The organism is Nonomuraea sp. NPDC003214, assembly GCF_053590035.1.
This window is the reverse complement of record NZ_JBSFSX010000018.1, coordinates 83356-106651: the sequence shown is the minus strand read 5'-3', so window position 1 is coordinate 106651 and position 23296 is coordinate 83356. Positions and strand designations below refer to the sequence as shown.

24 protein-coding genes and 1 tRNA gene are annotated in these 23296 nt (G+C 66.7%); 18 read left to right on the top strand and 7 right to left on the bottom strand.

Annotation, left to right across the window (positions count from 1 at the left end; all coding sequences use genetic code 11):
* Window positions 1-727: 727 nt before the first annotated feature.
* Window positions 728-1759 carry a DUF4365 domain-containing protein gene (locus ACWDXC_RS39270; RefSeq protein ID WP_449991039.1) on the bottom strand — a complete coding sequence of 344 codons (1032 nt, stop codon included), beginning with the start codon at window positions 1757-1759 and terminating at the stop codon, window positions 728-730.
* Window positions 1760-2130: 371 nt separating this feature from the next.
* On the opposite strand from ACWDXC_RS39270, the gene ACWDXC_RS39265 reads away from it, so the two are divergent.
* The 4 genes from ACWDXC_RS39265 (at window position 2131) to ACWDXC_RS39250 (ending at window position 5682) form a co-directional block, all read left to right on the top strand.
* The gene (locus ACWDXC_RS39265) at window positions 2131-3300 is read left to right on the top strand and encodes a hypothetical protein (RefSeq protein WP_449991037.1); all 1170 of its coding nucleotides are present in this window, start codon (window positions 2131-2133) and stop codon (window positions 3298-3300) included.
* A gap of 61 nt (window positions 3301-3361) precedes the next feature.
* Window positions 3362-4423, top strand: coding sequence for a DNA cytosine methyltransferase (locus ACWDXC_RS39260; RefSeq protein ID WP_449991034.1), 1062 nt, complete (start codon window positions 3362-3364; stop codon window positions 4421-4423).
* 20 nt (window positions 4424-4443) lie between these two features.
* Entirely contained in the window at window positions 4444-4878 is a 435-nt protein-coding gene (locus ACWDXC_RS39255) for a very short patch repair endonuclease (RefSeq protein WP_449991031.1), read from the top strand.
* Window positions 4879-5151: 273 nt separating this feature from the next.
* Window positions 5152-5682, top strand: coding sequence for an NUDIX hydrolase (locus ACWDXC_RS39250; RefSeq protein WP_449991075.1), 531 nt, complete (start codon window positions 5152-5154; stop codon window positions 5680-5682).
* Here ACWDXC_RS39250 and ACWDXC_RS39245 read toward each other — a convergent pair.
* Window positions 5660-6877 carry an XRE family transcriptional regulator gene (locus tag ACWDXC_RS39245; protein WP_449991028.1) on the bottom strand — a complete coding sequence of 406 codons (1218 nt, stop codon included), beginning with the start codon at window positions 6875-6877 and terminating at the stop codon, window positions 5660-5662. The two genes, ACWDXC_RS39250 and ACWDXC_RS39245, sit on opposite strands and share 23 nt — an antisense overlap.
* 121 nt (window positions 6878-6998) lie before the next feature.
* On the opposite strand from ACWDXC_RS39245, the gene ACWDXC_RS39240 reads away from it, so the two are divergent.
* The 11 genes from ACWDXC_RS39240 (at window position 6999) to ACWDXC_RS39190 (ending at window position 14986) form a co-directional block, all read left to right on the top strand.
* On the top strand, window positions 6999-7412 hold the full coding sequence (locus ACWDXC_RS39240; protein ID WP_449991025.1) for a hypothetical protein: 414 nt from the start codon (window positions 6999-7001) through the stop codon (window positions 7410-7412).
* A 298-nt stretch (window positions 7413-7710) separates the two neighbouring features.
* Window positions 7711-8190, top strand: a complete 480-nt coding sequence (locus tag ACWDXC_RS39235) for a hypothetical protein (RefSeq protein WP_449991023.1) — start codon at window positions 7711-7713, stop codon at window positions 8188-8190.
* Window positions 8191-8255: 65 nt separating this feature from the next.
* Window positions 8256-8972: a GntR family transcriptional regulator gene (locus tag ACWDXC_RS39230; RefSeq protein ID WP_449991020.1), complete on the top strand. Its 717-nt coding sequence runs from the start codon at window positions 8256-8258 to the stop codon at window positions 8970-8972.
* A 122-nt stretch (window positions 8973-9094) separates the two neighbouring features.
* The gene (locus tag ACWDXC_RS39225; RefSeq protein ID WP_449991018.1) at window positions 9095-9520 is read left to right on the top strand and encodes a plasmid replication, integration and excision activator; all 426 of its coding nucleotides are present in this window, start codon (window positions 9095-9097) and stop codon (window positions 9518-9520) included.
* Window positions 9520-9786, top strand: coding sequence for a hypothetical protein (locus tag ACWDXC_RS39220; protein WP_449991015.1), 267 nt, complete (start codon window positions 9520-9522; stop codon window positions 9784-9786). Before ACWDXC_RS39225 ends, ACWDXC_RS39220 begins: the two co-directional genes overlap by 1 nt.
* Window positions 9783-10112, top strand: coding sequence for a hypothetical protein (locus ACWDXC_RS39215; RefSeq protein WP_449991012.1), 330 nt, complete (start codon window positions 9783-9785; stop codon window positions 10110-10112). The genes ACWDXC_RS39220 and ACWDXC_RS39215 overlap by 4 nt, the downstream gene beginning before the upstream one ends.
* A gap of 87 nt (window positions 10113-10199) precedes the next feature.
* Window positions 10200-11627 carry an FtsK/SpoIIIE domain-containing protein gene (locus ACWDXC_RS39210; protein ID WP_449991009.1) on the top strand — a complete coding sequence of 476 codons (1428 nt, stop codon included), beginning with the start codon at window positions 10200-10202 and terminating at the stop codon, window positions 11625-11627.
* Window positions 11624-11827 carry a hypothetical protein gene (locus ACWDXC_RS39205; RefSeq protein ID WP_449991007.1) on the top strand — a complete coding sequence of 68 codons (204 nt, stop codon included), beginning with the start codon at window positions 11624-11626 and terminating at the stop codon, window positions 11825-11827. Before ACWDXC_RS39210 ends, ACWDXC_RS39205 begins: the two co-directional genes overlap by 4 nt.
* Entirely contained in the window at window positions 11824-13437 is a 1614-nt protein-coding gene (locus ACWDXC_RS39200) for a replication initiator (protein WP_449991005.1), read from the top strand. The genes ACWDXC_RS39205 and ACWDXC_RS39200 overlap by 4 nt, the downstream gene beginning before the upstream one ends.
* Window positions 13434-13625 (top strand): helix-turn-helix transcriptional regulator, encoded by a 192-nt coding sequence (locus tag ACWDXC_RS39195; RefSeq protein WP_350778091.1) that lies wholly within the window; start codon window positions 13434-13436, stop codon window positions 13623-13625. The genes ACWDXC_RS39200 and ACWDXC_RS39195 overlap by 4 nt, the downstream gene beginning before the upstream one ends.
* On the top strand, window positions 13622-14986 hold the full coding sequence (locus tag ACWDXC_RS39190) for a tyrosine-type recombinase/integrase (protein ID WP_449991001.1): 1365 nt from the start codon (window positions 13622-13624) through the stop codon (window positions 14984-14986). The genes ACWDXC_RS39195 and ACWDXC_RS39190 overlap by 4 nt, the downstream gene beginning before the upstream one ends.
* Before the next feature lie 728 nt (window positions 14987-15714).
* Here ACWDXC_RS39190 and ACWDXC_RS39185 read toward each other — a convergent pair.
* Window positions 15715-15799 (bottom strand) — tRNA-Tyr (locus ACWDXC_RS39185).
* A 255-nt stretch (window positions 15800-16054) separates the two neighbouring features.
* Here ACWDXC_RS39185 and ACWDXC_RS39180 point away from each other — a divergent pair.
* Window positions 16055-16546: a YajQ family cyclic di-GMP-binding protein gene (locus ACWDXC_RS39180; RefSeq protein WP_246644702.1), complete on the top strand. Its 492-nt coding sequence runs from the start codon at window positions 16055-16057 to the stop codon at window positions 16544-16546.
* A gap of 138 nt (window positions 16547-16684) precedes the next feature.
* Here ACWDXC_RS39180 and ACWDXC_RS39175 read toward each other — a convergent pair whose 3' ends face one another.
* Together ACWDXC_RS39175 and ACWDXC_RS39170 are read right to left on the bottom strand one after the other, a co-directional pair.
* Window positions 16685-18049 carry a serine hydrolase domain-containing protein gene (locus ACWDXC_RS39175; protein ID WP_449990998.1) on the bottom strand — a complete coding sequence of 455 codons (1365 nt, stop codon included), beginning with the start codon at window positions 18047-18049 and terminating at the stop codon, window positions 16685-16687.
* Between the two features lie 20 nt (window positions 18050-18069).
* Complete coding sequence (locus ACWDXC_RS39170; RefSeq protein WP_449990996.1) at window positions 18070-19578, bottom strand: MFS transporter; 1509 nt, start codon at window positions 19576-19578, stop codon at window positions 18070-18072.
* A 129-nt stretch (window positions 19579-19707) separates the two neighbouring features.
* Here ACWDXC_RS39170 and ACWDXC_RS39165 point away from each other — a divergent pair, with 129 nt between their 5' ends.
* Together ACWDXC_RS39165 and ACWDXC_RS39160 are read left to right on the top strand one after the other, a co-directional pair.
* Window positions 19708-20439 carry a TetR/AcrR family transcriptional regulator gene (locus tag ACWDXC_RS39165; protein ID WP_449990994.1) on the top strand — a complete coding sequence of 244 codons (732 nt, stop codon included), beginning with the start codon at window positions 19708-19710 and terminating at the stop codon, window positions 20437-20439.
* A 17-nt stretch (window positions 20440-20456) separates the two neighbouring features.
* Window positions 20457-20921: an NUDIX hydrolase gene (locus ACWDXC_RS39160; RefSeq protein WP_449991072.1), complete on the top strand. Its 465-nt coding sequence runs from the start codon at window positions 20457-20459 to the stop codon at window positions 20919-20921.
* Here ACWDXC_RS39160 and ACWDXC_RS39155 read toward each other — a convergent pair.
* Window positions 20896-22386, bottom strand: coding sequence for a hypothetical protein (locus tag ACWDXC_RS39155; protein WP_449990991.1), 1491 nt, complete (start codon window positions 22384-22386; stop codon window positions 20896-20898). The genes ACWDXC_RS39160 and ACWDXC_RS39155 overlap by 26 nt on opposite strands.
* 16 nt (window positions 22387-22402) lie before the next feature.
* On the bottom strand, window positions 22403-23254 hold the full coding sequence (gene htpX / locus ACWDXC_RS39150; RefSeq protein ID WP_219504636.1) for a zinc metalloprotease HtpX: 852 nt from the start codon (window positions 23252-23254) through the stop codon (window positions 22403-22405).
* Window positions 23255-23296: the final 42 nt, after the last annotated feature.

Genomic DNA, 23296 nt, shown 5'->3' with positions numbered 1-23296 from the left:
GCCCGGAGTCTCGCGCCGTCCGGGACCGGCCCCCAGGCCGCACGCCCGGACGGCGGGCGGGCGGAGGGCCGGGAGTACGGCGGCGCGCCGCGCCGCCGCTTGATACCTGCAAGAGCTATTCGGCAATGCCCGGTAGACCCAGTTGAGCCCAGTGTCACCAGGTGAAGCAAGAAAAATAGACAGGTGTCCAGCCATTGACCGTCTGCTTTTCAGGTGTAGCAATCACCGTGGTTCCCAGTCCTCACCAGGAGCCAACCAATCGTTCGTAGTGCTCTTCGTGTGAGCTTGGTGGCCGACGTTGCCGTCCGCGTCGCCGTCACAGATACCGCCGTGCCCAGTGCCAAGGTCCGACGGAGGAGGGCCTTGCGGCGATCGCCCCAGCCCATGAGACGGCACCGAAGTCCGCGATCATCACGGCCTCAGCCCTGCTGCGACGAGGGTTGTCGAACTATGGCTCGTAACCAAGGAAGGCGCATGCATGATGACGGCGACCGCCCCGATCCATCAGGCGGACCTCACGACGCCCACCGCCGTACGGCACATCGATATGTTCAACGGCAGCCGCGGTCGTCACGGCGTCGGCCAGTAGGGCTCGAATCAGGAGTCGCTGCTATGGAGCTACATGCTCCGAGGTGCGCAGATGCTTCTGCCTCTCCCGCAGGCTGAAGAGGTCAACAGCGTATGCCTCCTGCTTCATCAAGTGGCCTGCGCCTCTTCGGGTCTTCAATCAATCGGTCAACTGACGTCCCCCCTCCATGCCGAACTTGTCCACCAGCAGAAATGCCCTACCTAATTCGTTCAGCTTCAACTCTAGCCGCCAATGCCCGACCTCCCCATCTTCCTTATAAGGTCGCAGGCCGCCCTGAAACCGCCATCGCCGCCACTCATCGTAATCGTCAACCACGATCCGATCGCCTTCATCCCATACAACACATTCTAGTTCGAATTGATCATAATCGGCGTCATCGTAGGTTTCCTCGTGAAGGTGAACATCGGCCCAAGCGAAGAGTTTCGGTATGACCTCTGCATAGCTTGAGGAGCCAAGGAGGACCCCCCAACTCGATAACTCCTCAGGTTCCTTACCATCCTCGTGATCAACCCCTAGCGATATAGCTCCACGCCCCGAAGTCTTATTCATCCACTCCTCAACGTCCACTACTAGCCGCTGCCCTCCCGCTAACCTCTCCATCCAGGGACGCGCCAGTTGCAGCTCACGGATACGGAGTACGTATGTATCGCCCTCTGCTGCCTCGCCGAGTGGAACAGCCGCCCTTTCGTCCAACACCTGCGTGGCCGGAACACGTAGCTTCCAACCGCCGCTGGACGTCTCCTCCAATGTTTTTCGGTTCACTAGCTGCCAGTGACACAGTTTTGTTTTCGGGTGGTACAGAACTACTACGACAGGCAGAGAGTGGTTAAGCCAGTACCGCACATGCTCGGCATCCGGCCGGAACCACCACCCATCAGGCGCCGGCTCTCTGAACCAGCTCTCACCACTTTTGATTTGAATTGCCAGTAGGCGCCCGCGGACCAAATCATGGTCGACGACTTCAGCATGCGCATCAATGCCATAGTCCTCTGTAGGCTGCTCGCGAAAAAGCCAGCCAAGTCCGCCCTCGATGGCCAACTGCGTGTGGGTTACTCCAAGGCTGGCGATCTTAGCGGAAGGTTTGCGACGCATAATATGAACCATCCTCTCGCTGCCGCTCGAGCCACAGGGAATACCCTTGCAGGGCATTTTGTCGCCCTTCAGAACCACACTACCTACATACATGACGACGCGCCTCAGGCAATCCTCACGTGACCACTGCCGTAACCTCAACCGTGGCCACTAGCCGCTGAGTCCGACGAAGGAGTGCCTGAGCGGCGATCGCCCCAACCCGTGCGACGGGCACGAAGCCAGCGAACGTTACAGCCTCAGCCACGCTGTGACGAGGTTGTCAGACCGCTGCGCGATGCTGCGCCGTAGGGCTGGGACGGACAGGGGTCGAGGCAACCCGGCAACTGGCTCTCGCTTGTGGACGGACGTACCAGAGGAGCTGGCACCTGCTTACTCACACCGATAGCGGCAAGCCGTACGATCCATACCACCTCTTTGCTTTCGGGTTAGCAAGATCCGATGATGGTCCCATGCCAGCTTCCATCGCAGGGCGAGAGATCCCACGGGTATATCGGACGGTCGGACGGAGCGATCTACACGAGTTCCTGCTTCGGGCGGTGAGCGCCGCAGGAGGACGTGTTCTTTACGCCAGTGAGCCCAAGCGGGCACCGGTATATCTGGGGATTCAAACAGCACGTGATGAACGTGTAGGAGTCCTGGTTTATCCCTTCCGAGCGACTCACAACGTGATCACTAACCGGCCCTCAGATGAGCATCGGCTTCAACTCCGTTACGGCGCGGAAGACACCTGGGGAGAGGACCATACGATCGCCCGCGATCTGGCGTACGTCGACACCACCCTCGTCCTAGGCGTTCACCTGCAGGCGAACCTGTTCGTCGGCTTGGACCCGATCCTGTATGACCCCCTCCCTATGGGTATCTCCATCGAGTTCAAGGATCGAGAGGTACAAGAAGCCCAAGCCACTGGCTGGCATGTGTTCGAGCGTGACAACATCAGCGGACGGCGCAGGCAGACTGCGCGTGCACGGGACGGTCTCGAGACCTTGGTCCTCTTCGCGCCCGCTCGCCTGCTTGACTACGTGCGTTTCGAGCGGGAAGCCCAGGACTTCAGGTTCGATCCACCACTTCGCTTCGCTACGGCTCAGCAGGTCACCGCTGGCGGCAATGATCCTGTGGGATCTCTGCACCGCTTGGAAGAGCAGTTCGACATGAGCAGCCAAGAGATCTTGGATGTGATCAGCTCGCGTAACCGCCTTGCCGTCGCCGTCCGTGGTGGTGTTGCGGAGCATCACTTGGAACGGGTTCTCCGGAACGATCCCGCGGTCGCAAGCGTGGTGTCACTAGACGCTGATGGTCAACCTGACTTCGAGGTGACCCTGCAAGACGGGCGCGTGATCCGTATCGAATGTAAGAATTGCTCTCCCAAGCGCTACGCGAACGGGGACATAAGGGTAGAGATCCAGAAGACTCGAGCCACACAGGGAGATCCGGCAGGACGTCTATACAGGCCGGATCAGTTCGATGTGGTCGCGGCGTGTCTCTACGCACCTGAGCATCACTGGGGCTTCGCATACCGTGCGACAAGCCGGCTTGAGAGGTCCTCACAGCACAAGGAGCGTCTCGCGCCGTTGCACCGGGTGACCGATGAGTGGTCCAGATCACTCATCGGAGCCCTGTGAGCAGGGAGCCCAGTGGCGAGAGTTGCGAGTCTGTCGGGTCTCTGTGGCAGAGTGTGGAACCGTGACAGAGACACGTGGTATTGCGATCTCGCTGTTCTCCGGGGCCGGCGGCCTCGATCTTGGCGTGGAGGCGGCTGGATACGAGGTCCGTGCGGCGGTTGAGTATAATCAGGATGCCGCCGATACCATGGATAAGAATTTCAGCCATCTCCACTCTCCAGTTATTCGAAAAAATATCATGGAGGTGCCGACAGCTGATATTTTGCAAGCTGCGGGACTAAAGGAAGGCGAACGGCCGGATCTCTTGGTTGGGGGTCCACCATGCACCCCTTTCAGCAAGTCAGGATTCTGGCTCGACTGGAAGCGCGAAGGTCTCGATCCTGACGCATCTCTCCTTCAAGCCTATACGCGCGTCCTGAAAGAGTCGAAGCCGCGATACTTCATTCTCGAAAACGTCTACGCACTAACTTACAATAACAAAGCTAGTCGCCCTGCGTACGATAGACTCTTGCGGGAGATAGAAGAGGCTGGCTACGATTGCAATCCTCGAGTTCTCAATGCAGCCGACTATGGCGTTCCTCAGGCACGCCCTAGGCTCTTCATTATCGGCGTCCCCAAGGGCAATACTCTTCCTGAACATCCTCAGCCGACTCATGGCGGGTCCTGGGAACGGCGGGCAACGGGCGTGTTCGACACGCCGCATGTAACAACAGGGGAGGCACTGAAAGACATCGTCTCGGACCCTGAACCGGGAGAGGTTGTAGGAGGTAAGTACGGCCACTTGCTTTCCGATATTCCTCCGGGTGATAATTATCTCTTCTATACCGAGAAGCGCGGCCACCCCGATCCGCAGTTCCGGTGGCGGAGCAAGTACTGGTCTTTCCTCCTTAAGCTGTCGCCGGATAAGCCGGCGCCTACAATCCAAGCGCAGCCTGGCCCATATATTGGTCCGTTTCACTGGGAGAATAGACGACTCCGGGTGCCGGAACTCAAGGCACTATTCACGTTTCCTCAAGACTTCGAGTTCGCAGGAAGCAGGAATTCTATACAGGCGCAGCTCGGGAACTGCGTTCCGCCGCTGATGGCCGAGAAGGTGACCCGCGCACTTCACGGAGAAATGTAGCACTTTTCTTGGATGGGCCAGTGCAGTCTTGGGTGAGTACCGGTGAGGGGCGGCATCTTCGTGGCCGTCGCAAAAGGGACACGGAACCGGAGCTACTCCTAAGGCGGGCTCTACATGCCAGAGGTGCCCGTTTTCGCCTTCACAGAAATATTGCTCCGGGCTGCACGCCTGACCTTGTTTTGCCGAAGCACAGAATCGCCGTATTTGTCGACGGCGATTACTGGCACTCATGTCCCGAACATGGCCGTAAGCGTCCTTTTACGGGCCCAAACGCGCAGTTGTGGGAAGCGAAGATGGCGCGTAATCGTGAACGCGACAGACGGTCAACTGAGTTGGCAGTGCAGGCTGGCTGGACTGTCGTACGTGTCTGGGAATGCACTATCAGGGCCGATGCTGGGTCTGCTGCCAGAGCGGTCCTAGATGGCCAGTCGCCTCCACCAGCCTCGAACTCGTAGAGCTTCTCAACATCCCGTAGGGGCTTGGCGCGCGGGAGGCGCGGCCGCGACCGGCCGAAGAGCCGCAGCGCGGCCGACGTCCGCCCGGGCGCTGCGGCCCGCCGACGGCGGGCCGCCCTTGACGGTGTAGAGAGCATTTTCATTCAGCGAACTCTCAGGCAGGTACCCAGCACAGCAAGCGGTCTCTCAGGACGGCCGGAAGCCATGTACCACGGATGCGTTAGACGGTAGCTTCGCGGTGTGGCTGATGACGCTGAGCTGACGCGCTGGGTCGTGCACGGGGAGCGGCTCATCTATGACAACCGGTGGATCCGACTCGGGATGGCCGATGTTGAGATCCCCGGCGGGGAGCGGTTCGAGCATCATGTGGTGCATCTGGATCGGGCTGCGATCGCCGTGGTCGTGGATGAGCAGAATCGGGTGTTGCTGATGTGGCGGCATCGGTTCGTGTTCGACCGGTGGGGATGGGAACTTCCCGGAGGGCTGGTCGAGGCCGGCGAGGATCCGATGGCGACCGCTGTGCGAGAGGTGGAGGAGGAGACCGGGTATCGGCCGAAGCGGGTCGAGCACCTGGTGAGCTATCAGCCGATGGCCGGCATGGTGGACTCCGAGCACATCCTGTTCCTGGTGCATGGCGCCGAGCTGGTGGGCAAGCCTGAGGGTGAGGTGGAGGCCGATCGGATCGAGTGGGTGCCGATGGCCGAGATCCCCGACATGATCGCTCGCGGGGACATCTGGACGTCCGGGACGCTGATCGGGTTGCTTCAGGCTCAGCAGCGGCTCAACGGCCGAGAGCGCGGTTGACCGCTCGCGATAGTTCTTCGATGCGGCGTCGTTGGCGACGGCAGCCGGTCATGGTGGCCAACTGCTTGGCACGCTGGATGTGGGGCTGTGCTGCCTCAGGCTCGCCAGCCGCGAGCAGGGCGTGGCCGAGGTCGCAGCGGACGCCTGCTTCGGCACGGTTGTAGGTGCCGTCCATCCCGGCAAGTGCTGAGCGTAGGTCCTCGACGGTGCTGGGGTCGCCGAAGCGGAGCAGGCAGCTTCCGCGCCAGCGGGCGAAGTGGTGGGCGTTGATGGACAGGTAGGGCATGTCCGGGTCGCCGTCGCCTTCCGGCATCACGAAGGCGGCTTGGTCGAGCGCTCGGCGGCATGCGGCTTCGTCACCGAGTATGGCTGCGGCTTCTGCTTCGGCTGCGGCGAGCCATGTTCTGAGGCGTGCGGGAACGCGGTCGCGATGGGTGGCGTGGATGTGCTGGAGGAGTTCGGCGGCTTCAGCGGGGCGCCCCAGGTCCATGAGGACGTATGCCTGTTCGCCGGAGACGTAGGCCAGGACGGCGGCGTCCTCGGCTTCGCGAGCGGCGGCCTTGGCGCGTTCGTAGTGGTTCCAAGCGTCGTTGAGCGCCACGGTGTTGATGGTTTGCCAGCCGGCCAAGGAAGCTGTTTCGGCAAGTAGGTGGGCGAGCTGGGCGCGGATGCGTGGGCGTACTGCGTGGCGGTGGGCTCGTTCGATCTGGGCCATCTGGGCGTGCATTTTGTCGGTGATGGCGGGTCCTCCGAGGCGGCGGTCCAGGAGGCGGAGATTGTTGGTGTCGGTGCGGAGGATCATGACCGTGGTGTCATCTACTGCTGAGGCGGCGTTCAGGCGGCCGATGAGTTCGGTGGTTTGCTCTTCGTGTTCGTCGTCGTGGTCGCCGGTGGGTGAGGCGATGTCGAGCGGGGCCAGTCCGAGAAGCATGCGGGCGTGATCGGGCAGGCGTAGGCCGGCGGCGATGCGCTCGACGACGGCGAGTTCTTTGATCGTTCCGTTGCCGCGCAGGATGGCGTTGACGCGGGGCTGGCCGAGGCCGGTGGCGGTGCCGATGCGGACCTGACTGGCGCCGTATTTGGCTGCGATCCTGAAAAGTCCGGCGATGTCGCGCTTTCTGAGAATGTCCCGGGTCTGTTCGTGTTCCCAGACGGTGGCGGGTAGTTCGATGGGGTCGAACGCGCCATTCTGCATTGCTTACCTCCGGCTTTTCGCACCCGGATGATGCTTTCCCTCGCGCGGCGGAGCCTATATCCCGTGGTCGTATATCAGTGTGGGATAGGTCTGAAAAGTATCGGCAATCATGCTGTCCGGCATGACAACGCCAGTCAGATGTACAGAGTGCGACGGGCGGGGCTGGAAGATCGTCACTCGGCGCGGCCATGTCGCTGCCACCGGGCTGGGTCTGGCAGCATCCGCGCAAGAGGACTGCCTGCACTGCCCCGGGCCGGCCGAGACGCCGCAGGAGCGGTTCGAGTGGGAGGTCCGCATCCCCTCGGAGCAGGGCGACGCCCTTGGGGCGTGCGGGTCCTCGGCTTTTCAGGCCACGGCGATGGACGAGCTGCGCAAGGCGATGCGGAGCGTGCCGGGCGGCGTCTCTGTCCGGGGCAGCATCGTGCATAGGGTCTTCGACTTCGGCGCGGGTTCGGACGCATTGTCAAGCCGTCAGATCTTCCGCGCATATCTCGATCCGGCGGGGTCCGTGCTGTTTGAGCGGGTCGCCAAGTGACCGCCTCCATGCTGATCGGCGGCGGTCCCTGTCGATCGGCCGCGTTCCTGCAACAAGAATTGCGCCACCAAGGAATCGATGCCGATGTCCATGATGGTTATGGGCTGGCGCTGGTTTCGGTCTGGGTGGGCCTGGTCGTCTGGTGCGACGGTAGGCGGTTCTGGTGGCGTACCGGATGGAATCCCGATCGCCATCGGGTCATTTATGCGTGGCATCTGGCGAGTGATCCTCTCGGGGCGGCTCGCCGGGTTGCGATGCGTTACGCCGAAGTCCGGTCTCGGCAAGCTTCGGAGTCGTCGTGAGCGACCTGGGTTCGCGCATCGGCTGGACAGCGACGATCGTGGACACCTTCCACAGCCATGTGCGCACGCGTGCTCTTCACTCGGCGCTGGTCGGGCGTCGGGGCGTGGTGGTGGCGGTTCTGAGCAACGGTACGACGGCGTTGGTTCGGCTCGACGGCTACGCGTGTGAACTGCCCTATGGCATACGGCGCTGGCCGCTTCAGTGGGATGACCTCGATCTGAAGGAGCCGATCGTGGTAGCTGCTCCCCCGGCGTTCGTGACCGGGCTGATGAGGACGGGGCAGTTGACCGAGTTGCACGCCGTGGAGCCGGGCGCCGAGGTGGCGGTGTGCTCGTCGCCGGTCTGGCCGCTGCCGATGTGCGGTTGGTCGGTGCCTTTCTCTGTGACTGCGCGCAGGGCGTGCCCCGCGTGCGTTGCCTTGGTGAAGGCTCTTGAGCCGGTTACATCCTGCTGCCCTTTGGACGAGGGCCACTGACAGACGGTTGCCTCAGCCGGTACTGTGCTTATGCGCACAAGTGGAAGAGTGAACGGGCGGTTGAGATGGGCATGGATTTCGCCCCACCCAAGTACGCGCAGGTCATGCGGACGATTCAGGAGCGGATCGAATCGGGCGAGTACGCCCCCGGGGACATGCTGCCGTCTGAGACCCAACTCGTGCGCGAACTCGGTGTCGGCCGGACCACCGTCGTGCGCGCTCTCCAGACCTTGGCCATGCAGGGGTGGATCGAGCGGGAGCATGGCCGCGGGTCGTTCGTCAAAGGTCGCCCGCAGAGCGCTGCCGAGGCCGTACGGCCCAGCTTGAGCACGACCGAGCAGGGCGAGCACGCCGATGCGGTCCTGGAGGCTGGGCGTGTAGCGGCTCCCCGTCATGTCGCCCGCCTGCTGGGCGTCGCCGAAGGAACCCCGCTGATCGCACGGAAGAGAGTGGCACGGCAAGCCGATGTGGTCTCGGCGGTAGAGACGATCTGGGTGCCGCTGGAGCACGCTATCGGCACTGACCTGGACAAACCCGAGCCTCTGCGGCGGGGTGTCCGCCAGCATCTCCAGGCGGTCAAGCACCTGCGCTTCGACCACATCACCGAACGAGTCAGCGCACGCAGGCCGACCAAGGAAGAAGCGGAACTGCTCGGGTCGTCCAACCCGGTCCTCGGGGTGCTGGCCACCGTGCACGATGCGGCCGGCGACGTGCTGATGGTGGTGAGCCTGGCGCTGCCGGGGAACCTGCACGTGCTCGAAGATGTCTTCAAGGTGAGCTAACTCTTACCCGCCACTTACCGCTCAACCACTAGTGCGGACGAGTTGTGGTCACCTACTCTCAACTCATGCGGACAAGTGGACGAGCGAACGAAGAGCTGTCCTCCGCTATCGAGAGGAACAACATGGCCATCCAGGGACCCATCCCCGTCACCTACCCCATGGTCTTCCCGCACGGCTGCTACGTCGTCGGCGAGGTCGAGCCCGTCAAGGACTTCGACGCCTCCGCCAACGGCCGGTTCGTGCAGGCCCGCGACAAGCAGACCGGTGAGCTGGTCTGGCAGGTCGCGGTCATGGACGGTGACCCGACCCTCAAGCCCGCCCAGAAGACGGTGGCGGTCAAGATCCTCGCCCCGGTCCAGCCGGTGCCCCCTCAGCCGATGCCGGGGCTGCCGTTCACGCCGGTCGAGTTCGACGGCATGTCCGTCACGCCGTACGTCAACGCCGCCGGCCGTCTCGCGTACTCGATCAAGGTCCGCGAGATGCACGCCCCTCGCCAGCTCAACCAGCCCGCCCAGAGCAAGGCTTCGGCCGGGAAGGACGCCGCCTGATGACCCGACGCCGTACCCCGCGCAACAGCGTGATCCGGCTGACCACCGGGCACGCCGCCCGCACGCTCAACCACCCGTTCCCGCGCCGTGAGCCCGTTCTGGCGCTCGACTTCGGCGCCACCTCCGTCCTGGTCACCACCAGCGGACCCGTGACGGTGGCGGACCTGGAGTTCGCGCGCCAGCTCGCCCGCGAAGCATCGCGCTTCGCCCGCTCGCTGGAGCGCAGCTTCTACGGGCTGCCCGACGGTAAGGGGGTCGCGGCGTGACGCTCGGCCCCTACACCTACCTGACCCTGTCCATGCGGCCGGAGTCCACGCCGCAGGTCGGCGTCTCCTTCCACACGCCGCACCTGAAGGTCCGCGCCGGACTGCTGCTCAGCGACCCGCGCCCGTACCTGGAGTTCAGCTCCGACGAGGCGAACGTGCACATCTCCACCACAGGGGCCGGCCCGGTCACCGACGCCGACCTGGCAGTCGCCCGCGAGATCTTCACCGCCGCCGCTCGCTACCTGGCCGACTGCGAGCAGTTGCACGCCGAACAGACGGCCGACGACAAGGACGCCACCCCGGACACCACCGGCCCGGCGGCCTGACACAAGAAGGCGGGGCCGCTGGAAGCGGCAACTTCCGGCGGCCCCTCGGTTCTCCCACGACTCCACATCACGAGAGGTTCCCAGCTTATGTTCAAGCGGCTGCCTGGCGACGAGGCGCGCAACCTCGTCTCCACCACGCCCGACACGGCCGTCGTCTTCCGCCCGGCCGTCGTCACCACTCCCGCCATCCTCACCATCGTCATCCTCGCCTGGCGCATGCTCGCCGGGCTCGTCCGCATGATCTGGCGTCACCCCATCGCGGCCCTCGTCCCGGTGGCCCTCGGCGCTGTCTGCTACGTCTACGGCTGGCCTTCGGTGGCGTCCCTATCCGGGACGGTCGTTCTGGCCTTGATCTCGTGGGCGTTCATCGACCGGCCGTCTTTCGCCCGTCTCGTCGGCTACCGGCTGCTGGCCTGGTGGCGGCTCGTCTGGGTCTACCGCCGTCACTGGCAACCCGTCATGGTCGTCTCCGCTCTCGGCCGTCACCTCTGGGGCCGTGACTACCTTCCGCGGCTGGGCAAGGTCACCTGCACCTCGTGGGCCGACCTGGTCACCGTGCGCATGCTCAAGGGCCAGGCGGTCAAGGACTGGTCCGACCGAACCGACCACCTGGCCCAAGGCTTCGGCGCGACATCGTGCCGGGTGGCGCTGTCTCACGCTGGCCGGCTGACGCTGACCTTTCCGCGCAGCGATCCACTCGCCTCACCCCTACCCGCGCTCCCCATACCGCACGAGCCCACCGTGGGGCCCGTCGAGATCGGCAAGCAAGAGGACGGGCGGCCATGGCGGCTCAAGGTGCACGGCACCCATGTCCTCGTCGCGGGCGCGACCGGGGCCGGCAAAGGGTCGATCATCTGGTCCGTCATCCGCGCTCTCCTGCCCGCCGCCCATGCGGGGCTGGTCGAGCTGTGGGCGCTGGATCCCAAGCTGATGGAACTGTCCTACGGGCGCGACCTGTTCGGCGATCGGTACGCGGCCACTCCGGAAGAGTGCGCCGACCTGCTGGACGAGGCCGTGAGCGTCATGCAGAAGCGGGCCGCCCGGTTCGCCGGTCTCCAGCGCTCCCACACCCCCACCGTCGATGACCCGTTCGTCCTGGTCGTGGTCGACGAGGTGGCGTTCCTGACCGCCTACCAGTCCGACCGGCAACTGCGGCAGCGCATCTCCGCCGCGCTGGCCACCCTCACCACGCAAGGACGCGCGGTCGGCGTCGGCGTCCTGGCCGCGCTCCAGGACCCGCGCAAAGAGGTCATGAACATCCGCAACCTGTTCCCCGACAAGATCGCCCTGCGGCTGGACGAGTCGGAACAGGTGGACATGGTCCTCGGCGACGGCGCACGTGACCGGGGCGCGCTCGCTGACCACATCTCGCCGGTTCCGGAGCTGGGCGCGGGAGTCGGTTACGTCCGGCTGGAAGCCAGCCCCGAACCCGTCCGGGTCCGTGCCGCCTACGTCTCCGACACCGACATCCGCGCCATGGCCGACACCTACGCATCGCGCGGGGAGGCCGCGTGAAGATCTGCTTCCACGGCACCGCCGACGAGATCAGCCGGGTCACCGGCCGTCCGCTGCTGGTCCTGCTGACCGCCCGTGACCTGCCCCGCATGCGCGTCTTCGAGCTCCACCACCCCCGTATCCACGCCCACCCGCGCCTGGAGCACTACCGGCTCTGCGCCCTCATGGCCGAGGCCACCGACGAAGGGAGGACCGCATGACCCATCCGCACGACCGCGCCCTCCCCCGGGCCGTCCGCCAAGCCATGCCGATGGCCCGGGATGTGCTCGTAGAAGTCGCCAAGCAGCACGGCGTCTGCATCAGGCCCCTCGCGCTGCGACGGCTCGACATCGTCACCGGCAGGGCCGAGATCATCGACGTGCCGTGCGGCTCCACCCTGGAGAGCAAGTGCCCGCCGTGTGCCAAGCGCAACAAGCAGCTCCGTAAGGCTCAGTGCCGGGAGGGCTGGCACCTCGACACCGAACCGGCCATCACGCCGGACGAGCCGAACGAGGAACAGCGCTGGCTGGTTGAGTTCCGCGCCGACATGCAGGCCAAGCGGGATGCCGCCGCACAGGCCGGCGACGACACGACCGATCTGGACGCCGTCCTTGCGGGTCTGGACGAGGAGATCAACGCCGCTGGGATGCGGGGTAATGTCCTCGGCCGTACCACCGCGAAGCGCTCCCGCTCCACTCGGCGGCGGCAGGACGCGCCCGACCTGCCTAAGCGCAAGATGGCTCGCACCACCCTGGGACGCGCCTTCCAAGGCACGGACGGCAAGGTCTACCGGCCATCGCTGTTCGTCACGCTCACCCTGCCCAGCTACGGCAAGGTCCGTGACGGCGTGCCGATTGATCCGGACGCCTACGACTACCGGCGGGCGGCTCGGGACGCGCTGCATTTCTCCAAGCTGGTCGATCGGTTCGTGCAGAACCTGCGCCGGGTCGCGGGCTATGACGTGCAGTACTTCGCCTCGGTGGAGCCCCAGAAGCGGCTGGCCCCGCACCTGCACATGGCCATCCGGGGCACCCTGCCGCGCGCGGAGATCAGGCAGATCGCCGCCGCCACCTATCACCAGGTCTGGTGGCCGCAGGCTGACGAAGTGCGTTTCGACGGTGACCACCTGCCCGTCTGGGACGAGCAGGCCGGGTACCTCGACCCGGCCACCGGGGAAGTCCTGCCCACCTGGGACGAGGCCCTCGACGCCCTGGACGAGGACGCCGAACCCCTCCACGTGCTGCGCTTCGGCGAACAGGTGGACGTGCAAGGCGTTCTCGCCGGTACGCCGGACGCCGATCAGTGCATCCGGTATCTGTCCAAGTACCTGACCAAGTCCCTGGGCGACGCCCTCGACGGCGGCCAGGCCCAGCGCGAGCATGCCGCCCGCATGGTCGACGCCCTGCGCTACGAACCCTGCTCGCCGACCTGCCCGAACTGGCTGCGTTACGGCGTCCAGCCCAAGAACGCCAGGGCGGGGATGACTCCGGGCCGCTGCCGCTCCAAGGCGCACAAGCCTGAACACCTCGGCTACGCCGGGCGCCGCGTCCTGGTCTCCCGCAAGTGGAGCAACAAGACCCTCGCCGAGCACAAGCAGGACCGCCGCACGTGGGTCCTGGAAGCCCTCGGCCAGGCCGACGAGCCCACCGACCCACACCGCTACATCTGGCGACCCGTCCCTGCAGGCGACGCCAACGTGCCACCCCTCGCCATACGCCTCCTGCGCACCGTGGCCGAACGGCAGCGTTGGCGAGCTCACCTCAGAGAGCTGGAGGCCAGAGCAGCCGGACAAGATCTTTCGGCAACCGAAGACATGAGGAGGGCGGCATGAGCAGGCGCGACGAACTTCTTACCGTCGCTCAGGTCCTCGACGAACTCGGCGGCATCTCCCGCCGCACCTTCTACCGCTGGCGCGAGATCGGCAAGGCACCGAAAGGCATCCGCCTGCCCAACGGCGAACTCCGCATCTACCGCAGCGACCTCGAAGCCTGGCTCGAAACCCTCCGGAGCGCCGCATGACGACTTCGTACGACGTGAAGTTCTTCGAGATCACCCGCAACAAGTCCAGCAAGACGCCCTCGTACGTCGTCCGCTGGTCCGTCGCCCGTAAGCGTTCCTCGAAGACCTACCGCACCAAAGCCCTCGCCGAAAGCTTCCTGTCCGACCTGCGGCAGGCGGCCAAGCGCGGTGAAGCCTTCGAGGTGGAATCCGGGCTACCGACGTCCATGATCAAGGCCAAGGACGCTCGGAGCGTTCTGGAGTTCGCTCAGGCGTTCATAGAGATGAAGTGGCCGCACGCAGCGGCCAAGAGCCGAGACAGCATGTCCGATGCCCTGGCGACGGTCCTGCCCGCTCTGACCAAGGACAGGGCGGGCCGCCCAGATGCCGATGAACTGCGTACGGTTCTCCGCAAGTGCCTTCTCCTGCCCGAGGACAAGCGACCGACCGTACCTCAGCAGCACGCTGCCGCCGTGGCCTGGATGAAGGCGGCCTCGCTCGACCTGACCGACCTGGAGCAGGCCAAGACAGTGCGGCTCGCCCTGTACGCCCTGACGCTGCGCCTCGACGGCAAGGCGGCAGCTTCCACGACGATCGCCCGCAAGCGTGCCGTCTTCCACGCCCTCCTGGAGTACGCGGTGGAGCTGGACGAACTTTCGGCAAATCCGCTGCACAAGATCAAGTGGAAGCCGCCCAAGACCACGGAGACAGTGGACCCCCGCGTCGTGGTGAACCCACGCCAGGCGCAAGAGCTGCTGACCGCGGTGACCTATGTCGGCCGCCGCGGCAGAGGCCGGCGCCTTATGGCCCTCTTCGCCTGCATGTACTACGCCGCTCTCCGCCCGGCCGAAGCGGTGGGCCTCCGTATCCAGGACTGCCACCTACCTCCTGATGGTTGGGGACAACTGACGATCGACGTGTCTCGCCCCGAGGTCAACACGCAGTGGACCGACACCGGGGACGCTCACGAGGAACGCGGCCTCAAGCACCGGGGCAGGCAGGACGTTCGACCGGTGCCCATCCCTCCCGAACTGGTCAAGATCCTGCGCGAGCACATCGCCGAGTACGGAACAGGCGACGACGGCCGGATCATCCGCAGCGAACGGGGCGGCGTCGTCGCCTCGACGGCATACACGGAGGTGTGGCAGGCCGCTCGGCTCCTGGCCTTCACGCCCGCCCAGGTTGCCTCTCCGCTCGCCAAGCGTCCCTACGATCTCCGGCACGCGGCGGTATCCCTCTGGCTCAACGCGGGGGTGCCAGCTCCGGACGTGGCCGAACGAGCCGGCCACAGCGTCGATGTCCTCCTGCGGGTCTACGCCAAGTGCATCGACGGCCAACAGGAGATCGCAAACCGCCGTATCGACGACGCCCTAGCTGCGTGAGTCACACTTCCCGGGGCACGAAGCGTCATGCCCCGGGAAGTAACCGTTAGTGCTCCATGAGCGGACCCAGCAAAGGCGTGTGCTTCACACGCCACGACTGACGACAGTTCCGGCAGCCTATGGCTCGGTCAACGAGGTGCTCCGTGACGACGACGTTGATCTCGATCACCTCGTCAGAGCCACATTCGGAGCACTGCTCCCCCAAGCGGTTCGACTGCCGCCGATGCCTGCCACAGTAGTCCTGCACGGGACCCTCCGATCCTGACCTTCCCGTAGGAAAGCCACAAGTCGGAGCATCTCCGGCGCCACGTCGAGGGTGGACGGTCGCTCCAGGACGCCGAGCTACTCATTATGCTTCGAAGATTTCTTCGACCCTCGTGCACACCATCGTGCCACTTAGATCAGCGAGCAGCCATCCAGTCGCAAGAAGGTGAAGAGAACCTCGCCCTGTGGCTATACACCCATTTAGCAGGCAGAACGTCCCGGCTACGTTGTCGGGTTAGAACCAGTTAGAGCAGGCTGGCCGACACGACAACCATCTCGAACCCTCCGCCCTGGCGCACCGCGCCTTGTCGCCCCATCGGCGCGACGGCCTGCGAAAACGCACCCAAGATCATTGCACGCATATTGGTGGACCACCGACAACAGGCCGCTCACGGCGGCATCCGGCTGCATGACCCCTGAAACGCAGAAGAGGCCCCGAAGGGCCTCTGACCTGCAGCTACTGCTGGTGGCAGGTGCAAGGTTCGAACTTGCGTAGGCTGAGCCGACGGTTTTACAGACCGCTCCCTTTGGCCACTCGGGCAACCTGCCGTGCCATCCGCTCTCGCGGCGACAGAAAGAAGGATAGCGGACTTCGGAGGTGTACGTGACACCGGTTTGTCCCGCGCCGGATCTTCGCCTGGCGCACCGCCGAAACCCGGCCGGCCGGGCGACCCGGGGACGGGGGCCGGGGTCGGATCCTGCACGGCGGGCAGATGCTGGCTAGGCTCATCCGCTGGGCCCGTGTTCACCGGGCACGGAGGCAGATGTCCCAGATGACACCCAGCAGCTGAGAGGATGTGCGCTTTGGCCGATTCATCTTTCGACATCGTCAGCAAGATCGACCGGCAGGAGGTCGACAACGCGCTGAACCAGACGGTCAAGGAGATCGGGCACCGCTTCGACTTCAAGGGGACCGGGGCGGCCATCAGCTGGTCCGGGCAGAACAACATCGAGATCAAGGCGAACAGCGAGGAGCGGGCGAACGCCGCGCTCGACGTGTTCAAGGAGAAGGTGGTCAAGCGCGGCCTGTCTCTGAAGATTCTCGATGCGGGCGAGCCGAAGCTGTCCGGCAAGGAGTACCGGATGCTGGTCAGCCTCAAGGAGGGCATCGACCAGGAGCAGGCGAAGAAGATCTCCAAGCTGATCCGCGACGAGGGGCCCAAGGGCGTCAAGGCGCAGATCCAGGGTGAGGAGCTTCGGGTCAGCTCGAAGAAGAAGGACGATCTTCAGGACGTCATCACTCTGCTCAAGGGTAAGGACCTGGACATCGCCCTTCAGTTCGTGAACTACCGCTAGCGAGGGTGGCAGAACGCGCTGCCCGGTGGGGAGGCGCGTTCCGCCCAGCAATGCCTTCCCGCCCAGCATTCTGGCGGTCCCTTCCCGCCCGACCGGCCCGCCCCCGCCTCACATCAAGGCCGCCGCCCGGCGTACCGCCTAGGCAGGCTGCTTGGGGGCTGCTCGCATGCCGATGTACGCGCACTCGGTGCCGTCCGGGAGGGTCGCGAAGATCACCGGCATCCAGTCGTCGCTGAACGACGCGCCGGCCGCTTCGGCGGCGAAGACCGTGTCCGTCACGGGCACGAGGTCCGCCTCCAGCGGCGGGGAGAAGTTCTTCATCCCACCGACGAACTCGTACACAAGGTGCCCATCCGCATCAACGGTGATATCCACCCCCTCGCGCCGATATTTCCCAGCAAACCGCGAAAAATCCACCGCGACCGGCTCCACCGGCTCCACCGGCGGCCCGAACGGCTCCGGCATCCGCACCCCCGCCAACTCCCCCAGCAACTCCGCGAACAGATCCGCGTAGAGCCGCCGCGCGCCCCCGCCGTTCGTCAGCAGCGCCACGGCCACCCCGGCCCCCGGAACCACCCGAAGGTACGCGTACTGCCCGATGGACGCCCCGTCGTGGCCGAACCCCGGCACGCCGGACCAGTCGTACAGCGTCCACCCGAGCCCCCACGCGTCGGCGCTGACGGTCCACTTGTCCGGCACCTCGACCTCGCGCCGCTGCATGGCCGCGACCGTCGCGGGCGCCAGCACTCCGGCGCCGCCCGCGACGTGCATGCCGGCCAGCCTGACGACGTCGCCCGCGGAGGCGATGACCCTGCCGTACGGGCCCGCTGACCTGGGCATGAGGTCCCAGGCGGGGGCGGGCTCCGGGTCGGCGCCGAGGTGGCCCATGGCGGCGCGGAACCGCAGCGCCTCCTCGGGCAGCGTCATCGTCCTCGTGAGCCCGAGCGGGGTGAGGAGCCGGTCCTTCAGCGCGTCATCCCAGGTCTGCCCGGTGAGCACCTCGACGATGCGGCCGAGCACGTTGTAGCCGACGCTGCTGTACGAGACCGCGATCCCGGGCGGGCAGTCCAGCGCGACGCCCCGGGCGGCCTGGGCATAGCGGGCCAGGCAGTCGTCACCCCGACCGCCGTCGTAGGTGAAGTCGCAGGTCAGCCCGGAAGTGTGGCTCAGCAGCCGCCGAGGGGTGATCAGCGGGGTGGCCGCCGGGTCGGCGGTGGCGAAGTCGGGCAGGACGTCCAGTACGGGCGCGTCGAGGTCGAGCGTGCCGGATTCGGCCAGTTGCATGATGAGCGTGGCGGTGTAGACCTTGGCGATCGAGCCGAGCTGGAACACCGAGTCGGTGGTCGCCTCCACGCCGGTGCCCAGGTGGAGCAGGCCGCTGGCCAGTTCGTGCACCTGGCCGCCGGTGAGCACGGCCAGGGTCGCGCCGGGCACGCGGTGGGCGGCGCGCAGCTCGTCGAGACGAGCCTGCCAGCGGGAATTGTCGAAGCCCTGCGCAATCATGAAATATCCCCCCAAGGGCGTCAGTGAGTGACGGTCAGTTCTTCCGTGGAACCAGCGGCTGCCGCCACCGCGCCCCGGCGGTCCCGTAGCAGGGCGAAGGCCAGGACCGCGGCCGCCAGCGCACCACAGGCTCCCGCGACGAAGCTCAGCGACATGGCCCCGGTGAACGCCTCGCGGGCGGTGTCCACCAGCCCGCCGTCGCCGGTGCGGGCGGCCACGGCGAGCGCGTCGCCGATCGACCGGCGCGCCTGCTCCGGCGCCGATTCGGGCATGGTCGCGGTGAACGTCCCGGCCAGGACGCTGCCCAGCGCCGCCACGCCGAGCGCCGCACCCGCCTGCTGGACGGTGTCGTTGAGCGCCGAGCCGACCCCGGCGTGCTCCGGCGGGACGGCGCCCATGAGCGCCGCGATGGCCGCCGGCTGGGCCAGGCCGCCGCCGATCCCGAACAGCACCAGCGCGACCGCCACCATCCCGAACCCGTCGTCGGCCGACAACGTCGCCAGCACCGCGAACCCGGCGACCAGCACGAGCAGCCCGGCCACGGTCAGCGGCCGGTTGCCCAGCCGCTGGCCCAGGGTGGCCGCGACGGCGTTGACGAGGATCACGGCGAGCGCCATCGGCGCCATGGCGAGCCCGGCCTGGGTGGGCGTGAAGCCGAGCACGAACTGCAGGTACTGGGCCATGGCCAGCAGCAGCCCGCCGTTGCCGATCTGGACGAGCACGAGCGAGAGGCTGCCGCCGCTGAAGTTGCGGTCGCGGAACAGGTGCAGCGGCACCATCGGGTACGGGGTCCGCAGCTCCCAGATCACGAACGCGGCCAGGCCCAGCACGGCCGCGGCCAGCCCGGCCAGGGTGCCGGGGTCGCCGAGGCCGCGGTGCGGCAGCTCGATGATGAACCAGACGAGCGCGGTCAGCCCGGTCACGGACAGGATCGCGCCGATCGGGTCGGGCTTGCGCCACGGCCCCTTGGACTCCGGCATCCAGGCCAGGGCGGCGGCGATGGCGATGACCACGACGGGGACGTTGATCAGGAACACCGATCCCCACCAGAACTCGGCGATCAGCGCGCCGCCCACGACCGGGCCGCCGACCAGGCCGACCATCAGCACGGAGCTCCAGATCGACATGGCCCTGCGCCGTTCACCGTCGTCGAAGACGGTGATGAGGATCGACAGCGTGCTCGGCATGACGAGGGCGCCGCCGATGCCCATCAGCACGCGTCCGGCGATGAGCTGTCCGGGGCTGGCGGCGTACGTGGCCAGCAGGGACGCCACGCCGAAGAGCACCAGGCCGATGATCATGACGCGGCGCCTGCCGTAGCGGTCGGAGAGGCTGCCGGCGGTGAGCAGGAGCCCGGCGAAGACCAGGATGTAGCCGTCGATGATCCACTGGATGTCCTGGGCGCCGGCGCCCAGGTCCTCGGTCAGCGGCGGGATCGCCACGGTGAGCACGCCGTTGTCGACGACCAGGACGAGCGTGCTCAGGCAGAGCACCAGCAGGATCAGCCAACGCCGTGGATGACGCTCCATCAGGAGCACCCCCTTCTGATTGAACGGTGTGCAGTCAGCATTGCACAGTGTTCAGCTATTGCACAACGTCCAATGACTCGCACAGTGTGCAAACGGTCGCTAAGCTGGGCGGGAGAAGAGGAGGACGCCTTGTCCGAACAGCAGCCGTACCCCTCGGTGTGGACCCGGCCGCGCCGCGCGCGGCGCGAGCAGCCGTCACTGAGCAGGGAGCAGATCGTGGCCGAGGCGCTGCGGCTGCTGGACGCCGAGGGCATCGGCGCGCTGAGCATGCGGCGGCTCGGAGGGCAGCTCGGCTCCGTCGCCACCGCGATCTACTGGCACGTGGCCAACAAGGACGAGCTGATCGAGCTGGTCGTCGACGAGGTGTTCGGCGAGATCGAGGTGCCCGTCGCCGACGGTCCGGCCGGCTGGCGGGAGGCCGCCGCCACGCTCGCGCGCGGCTGGCGCGACATGATTCTGCGGCACCCGTGGACCGTGCACGTGCTGGACGAGGTGGTCTCGTCCTTCCACGGGCCCAACAGCCTGCGGCTGTCCGATGAAATGCTCGGACTGTTCGAGAAGGCGGGGTTCGACCTGTTCGAGGCCGATCGCGCCGGGAAGACCCTCATCTCGTACGTGCTGGGCATCGCGATGAGTGAGGCGGCGGCCCTGTCCAGGATGACGCGCGGCAACCGGAGCGAGCACGAGTGGATCAAGGCGCTGTGGCCGTCCGCCGGCGAGGCCGCGCGCGACCATCCACGGCTCCTCGCCCTCTACACCGCCTACCGCGACGCCGATCCGGCCAAGAACCGCGAAGACAGCTTCACGTACGGGCTCGACCGGGTTCTCGACGGCATCGAGGCGCGGCTGCCGCGGTCGTAAGCTTGGCGGACGTGACGATGATCCCGTTGCGCCGCTTCACGGCGCGCGTCCTGCCTCTCGACGATCAGGGCAGGGTGCTCCTGCTCCACGGGTTCGATCCGGCGCGGCCGGACGAGCTGTTCTGGTTCACCATCGGCGGGGCCGTCGAGGAGGGGGAGACGCTGCCGGAGGCGGCCTCGCGCGAGCTGTTCGAGGAGGTGGGGCTGCGGGTGCCGGCCGACCGGTTCACCGGGCCCTACCGGACCGAGACCCGCGAGTTCACGTTCGGCCGCTACGCGATCACCCAGGACGAGACGCTCTACGCGGTCCGCGTCGATGCGGTCGAGGTGTCGTTCGAGCACATGGAGCCGATCGAGAAGGACACCACGGTCGGCCACCGCTGGTGGAGCGCCGGCGAGCTCGACGCGACGCGGGAGACGTTCTACCCGGAGGACCTGGCCGCGCTGCTGCGCAAGATCACGACGGCCGGAGCACCCGCGTAGCGCCCGCGATCAGCGCCGTCGCCAGGATCCAGCCCGAGATGATCAGCCCGTACGCGAGCCCCTGCGTCCACCCCGCCGGGTCGAACTGGTCCCGCTGCCCGAACGTCGACAGCGGCAACAGCAGGTCGAAGGTGTAGGCGAACGAGTCGAACACCGGGCTCTCGCCGGGCTTGACGGCACGCGGCGGGTTCAGCCCGAACACCACCGTGCCCAGCACGAGCAGCGCCCCGAACCACACCGCAGCCAGCCAGGGCCGGTAGCCGTAGCCGACCGTGGCGTCGAGCAGCCGTCCCCAGAATCGGGTACGCGGCCCGCTGATCCCCCGCAGCCCGCGCATCTTGGCGAGCTGGGTGCGGCGGGCCAGCGCGTCGTTGCCGCCGCGCATGTACCAGTCGGCCAGTTGCTCGTACGGTTGCGTCCGGAAGCCCTCCGGATCGCGGCTCACCCACTCGATCCGGCGCGCGAAGCCGTGGCCGCGCAGGCGGTCGTACGTGAGCCCGTTCAGCCGGAGCTTGTCCGGCCAGGTGGCGACGTCGTCGTGCAGGGTGCCCACGGTGGAGTGAGCCAGCGTCACCACGCCGTCGATCCGCTCGGCCGGCTTGATGAGGAACTCGCGCGCCTCGATGTGGCTGGCGTGCAGCGCGTACGTGGTGTCGGGGCTGCGGACGACGCCGCGGAGCGAGAACCGGCCGTTGATCCGCGAGCCCCGCAGCCGCAGGCAGCCCAGGGCCAGGAAGTCACCGGTGCAGCTCATCGAGTCCTCGACGACCAGGCCGTCGGCGACGAGCGCCTCTTCGCCCGGATTGCGGAGCTTGGCGTGGTCCAGTTGGAAGCCGCCGTTGAGCCGCGCGCCGACCAGGCGTACGGCGCCGGAGAAGTCGGCGTTGCGCATGTGCGTCACCGAATCCACCACCATGGCATCGGCGTAGAACGCCGGATCCCCCTCGGCGGCGACGACCTTCGTCCCGGCCAGCCACAGCCCGGTCTCGAACTGCGCGCGAGCCACCCGGACCATGCCCTGGACGTACGAGCCCGACAGGCTCAGATGGCCGGCCACCCGCATGCCGCCGCCGCTGAAGCCGGGTAAGCGGCAGTCGGTCAGGCGGATGGTCCGCGTCGTCGTGCCGCCCATGAGGACGGGATCGTCCAGGTAGCAGCCGTGCAGCACCAGCTCGTGGTCGACCGTGCCGCCGACGATCTCCAGCGGGCCCGTGATCCGCGCGCCCGTCAGCCGCACCGCCGGGACCGTGCCCGTGCCCGTCTCGCGGGCGCCCAGCAGCAGCTTCGCGATCACCTCGGCGCGTACCGTGCGCTCGGGACCCCAGGTGTGGCCGTCCAGGGGCGCGTTGGCTCCGGCTGAACAGTCAGGGCCCGGCTCGAAAGGGGCGAACGTCACCATCCGGCCGGTCGGGAAGGCGTCCCACAGCTTCCGTTCGGCCTCGGTCAGCCGTGAAGATCGTCGCATGGCCCTGATTCTCGCGTCAGCGGCGGTAACCCGCCATGCGCTCCAGCCGGGCCACGCGCTCGGAGGTGGGCGGGTGGGTCGAGAACAGGCGGCCCAGGCCGGCGCCGCTGAACGGGTTCGCGATCATCAGGTGGGAGGCCGAGGTCAGGCGGCTGTTCTCGGGCAGGGGCAGCCTGCGCGCGCCCATCTCGATCTTGCGCAGCGCGGACGCGAGCGCGAGCGGGTCACCCGTGAGCCGCGCTCCCGCCTCGTCGGCCTGGAACTCGCGGCTGCGGGAGATCGCCATCTGGATCATCCCGGCGGCCACCGGGCCGAGCAGCATCATGAGCAGCGCCCCGACGAACCCCGGGCCCTCGTCGTCATCCGACCCGCCGAAGAACACCGCCACGTAGCTCACCCAGGTGATCATCGTGGCCAGGGCGCCGGCGACGGACGAGATCAGGATGTCGCGGTTGTACACATGGGACAGCTCATGCCCGATCACGCCCCGCAGCTCGGCTTCGTCGAGCAACTGGGTCAGGCCGTACGTCACGCACACGGCGGCCCGGCGCGGGCTGCGGCCGGTGGCGAACGCGTTCGGCTGCACGGTCGGCGACACGTACAGGCGGGGCATCGGCTGGCGGGCCTCGGTGGAGAGCTCCCGGACGATCCGGTAGAGGGTGGGCTGCTCGACCTCGCTGACCGGCCGGGCGCGCATCGCCGACAGGGCGATCCGGTCCGAGAAGAAGTAGGCGAAGCCGTTGGTCACCAGGGCGAGCACGAACGCGATCTGCAGACCGGTGCCGCCGCCCAGCCACGCGCCCGCGGCGAGGATCAGCGCAGACAGGCCGCCGAGCAGGATCGCGGTGCGCAGACCGTTGTGGTGCAAGGTTCCCCCCTTCGTGGTCCGGGTTCACCTGGTACAACGACG

Excerpts from the sequence above, each read along its gene's own strand:
- ACWDXC_RS39170 (WP_449990996.1), bottom strand. The coding sequence starts at position 19,578 with ATGGAGCGTCATCCACGGCGTTGGCTGATCCTGCTGGTGCTCTGCCTG.
- ACWDXC_RS39245 (WP_449991028.1), bottom strand. The coding sequence starts at position 6,877 with ATGCAGAATGGCGCGTTCGACCCCATCGAACTACCCGCCACCGTCTGG.
- ACWDXC_RS39175 (WP_449990998.1), bottom strand. The coding sequence starts at position 18,049 with ATGATTGCGCAGGGCTTCGACAATTCCCGCTGGCAGGCTCGTCTCGAC.
- ACWDXC_RS39230 (WP_449991020.1), top strand. The coding sequence starts at position 8,256 with ATGGGCATGGATTTCGCCCCACCCAAGTACGCGCAGGTCATGCGGACG.
- ACWDXC_RS39195 (WP_350778091.1), top strand. The coding sequence starts at position 13,434 with ATGAGCAGGCGCGACGAACTTCTTACCGTCGCTCAGGTCCTCGACGAA.
- ACWDXC_RS39190 (WP_449991001.1), top strand. The coding sequence starts at position 13,622 with ATGACGACTTCGTACGACGTGAAGTTCTTCGAGATCACCCGCAACAAG.
- ACWDXC_RS39220 (WP_449991015.1), top strand. The coding sequence starts at position 9,520 with ATGACCCGACGCCGTACCCCGCGCAACAGCGTGATCCGGCTGACCACC.
- ACWDXC_RS39240 (WP_449991025.1), top strand. The coding sequence starts at position 6,999 with ATGACAACGCCAGTCAGATGTACAGAGTGCGACGGGCGGGGCTGGAAG.
- ACWDXC_RS39200 (WP_449991005.1), top strand. The coding sequence starts at position 11,824 with ATGACCCATCCGCACGACCGCGCCCTCCCCCGGGCCGTCCGCCAAGCC.
- ACWDXC_RS39210 (WP_449991009.1), top strand. The coding sequence starts at position 10,200 with ATGTTCAAGCGGCTGCCTGGCGACGAGGCGCGCAACCTCGTCTCCACC.
- ACWDXC_RS39155 (WP_449990991.1), bottom strand. The coding sequence starts at position 22,386 with ATGCGACGATCTTCACGGCTGACCGAGGCCGAACGGAAGCTGTGGGAC.
- ACWDXC_RS39160 (WP_449991072.1), top strand. The coding sequence starts at position 20,457 with ATGATCCCGTTGCGCCGCTTCACGGCGCGCGTCCTGCCTCTCGACGAT.
- ACWDXC_RS39265 (WP_449991037.1), top strand. The coding sequence starts at position 2,131 with ATGCCAGCTTCCATCGCAGGGCGAGAGATCCCACGGGTATATCGGACG.
- ACWDXC_RS39225 (WP_449991018.1), top strand. The coding sequence starts at position 9,095 with ATGGCCATCCAGGGACCCATCCCCGTCACCTACCCCATGGTCTTCCCG.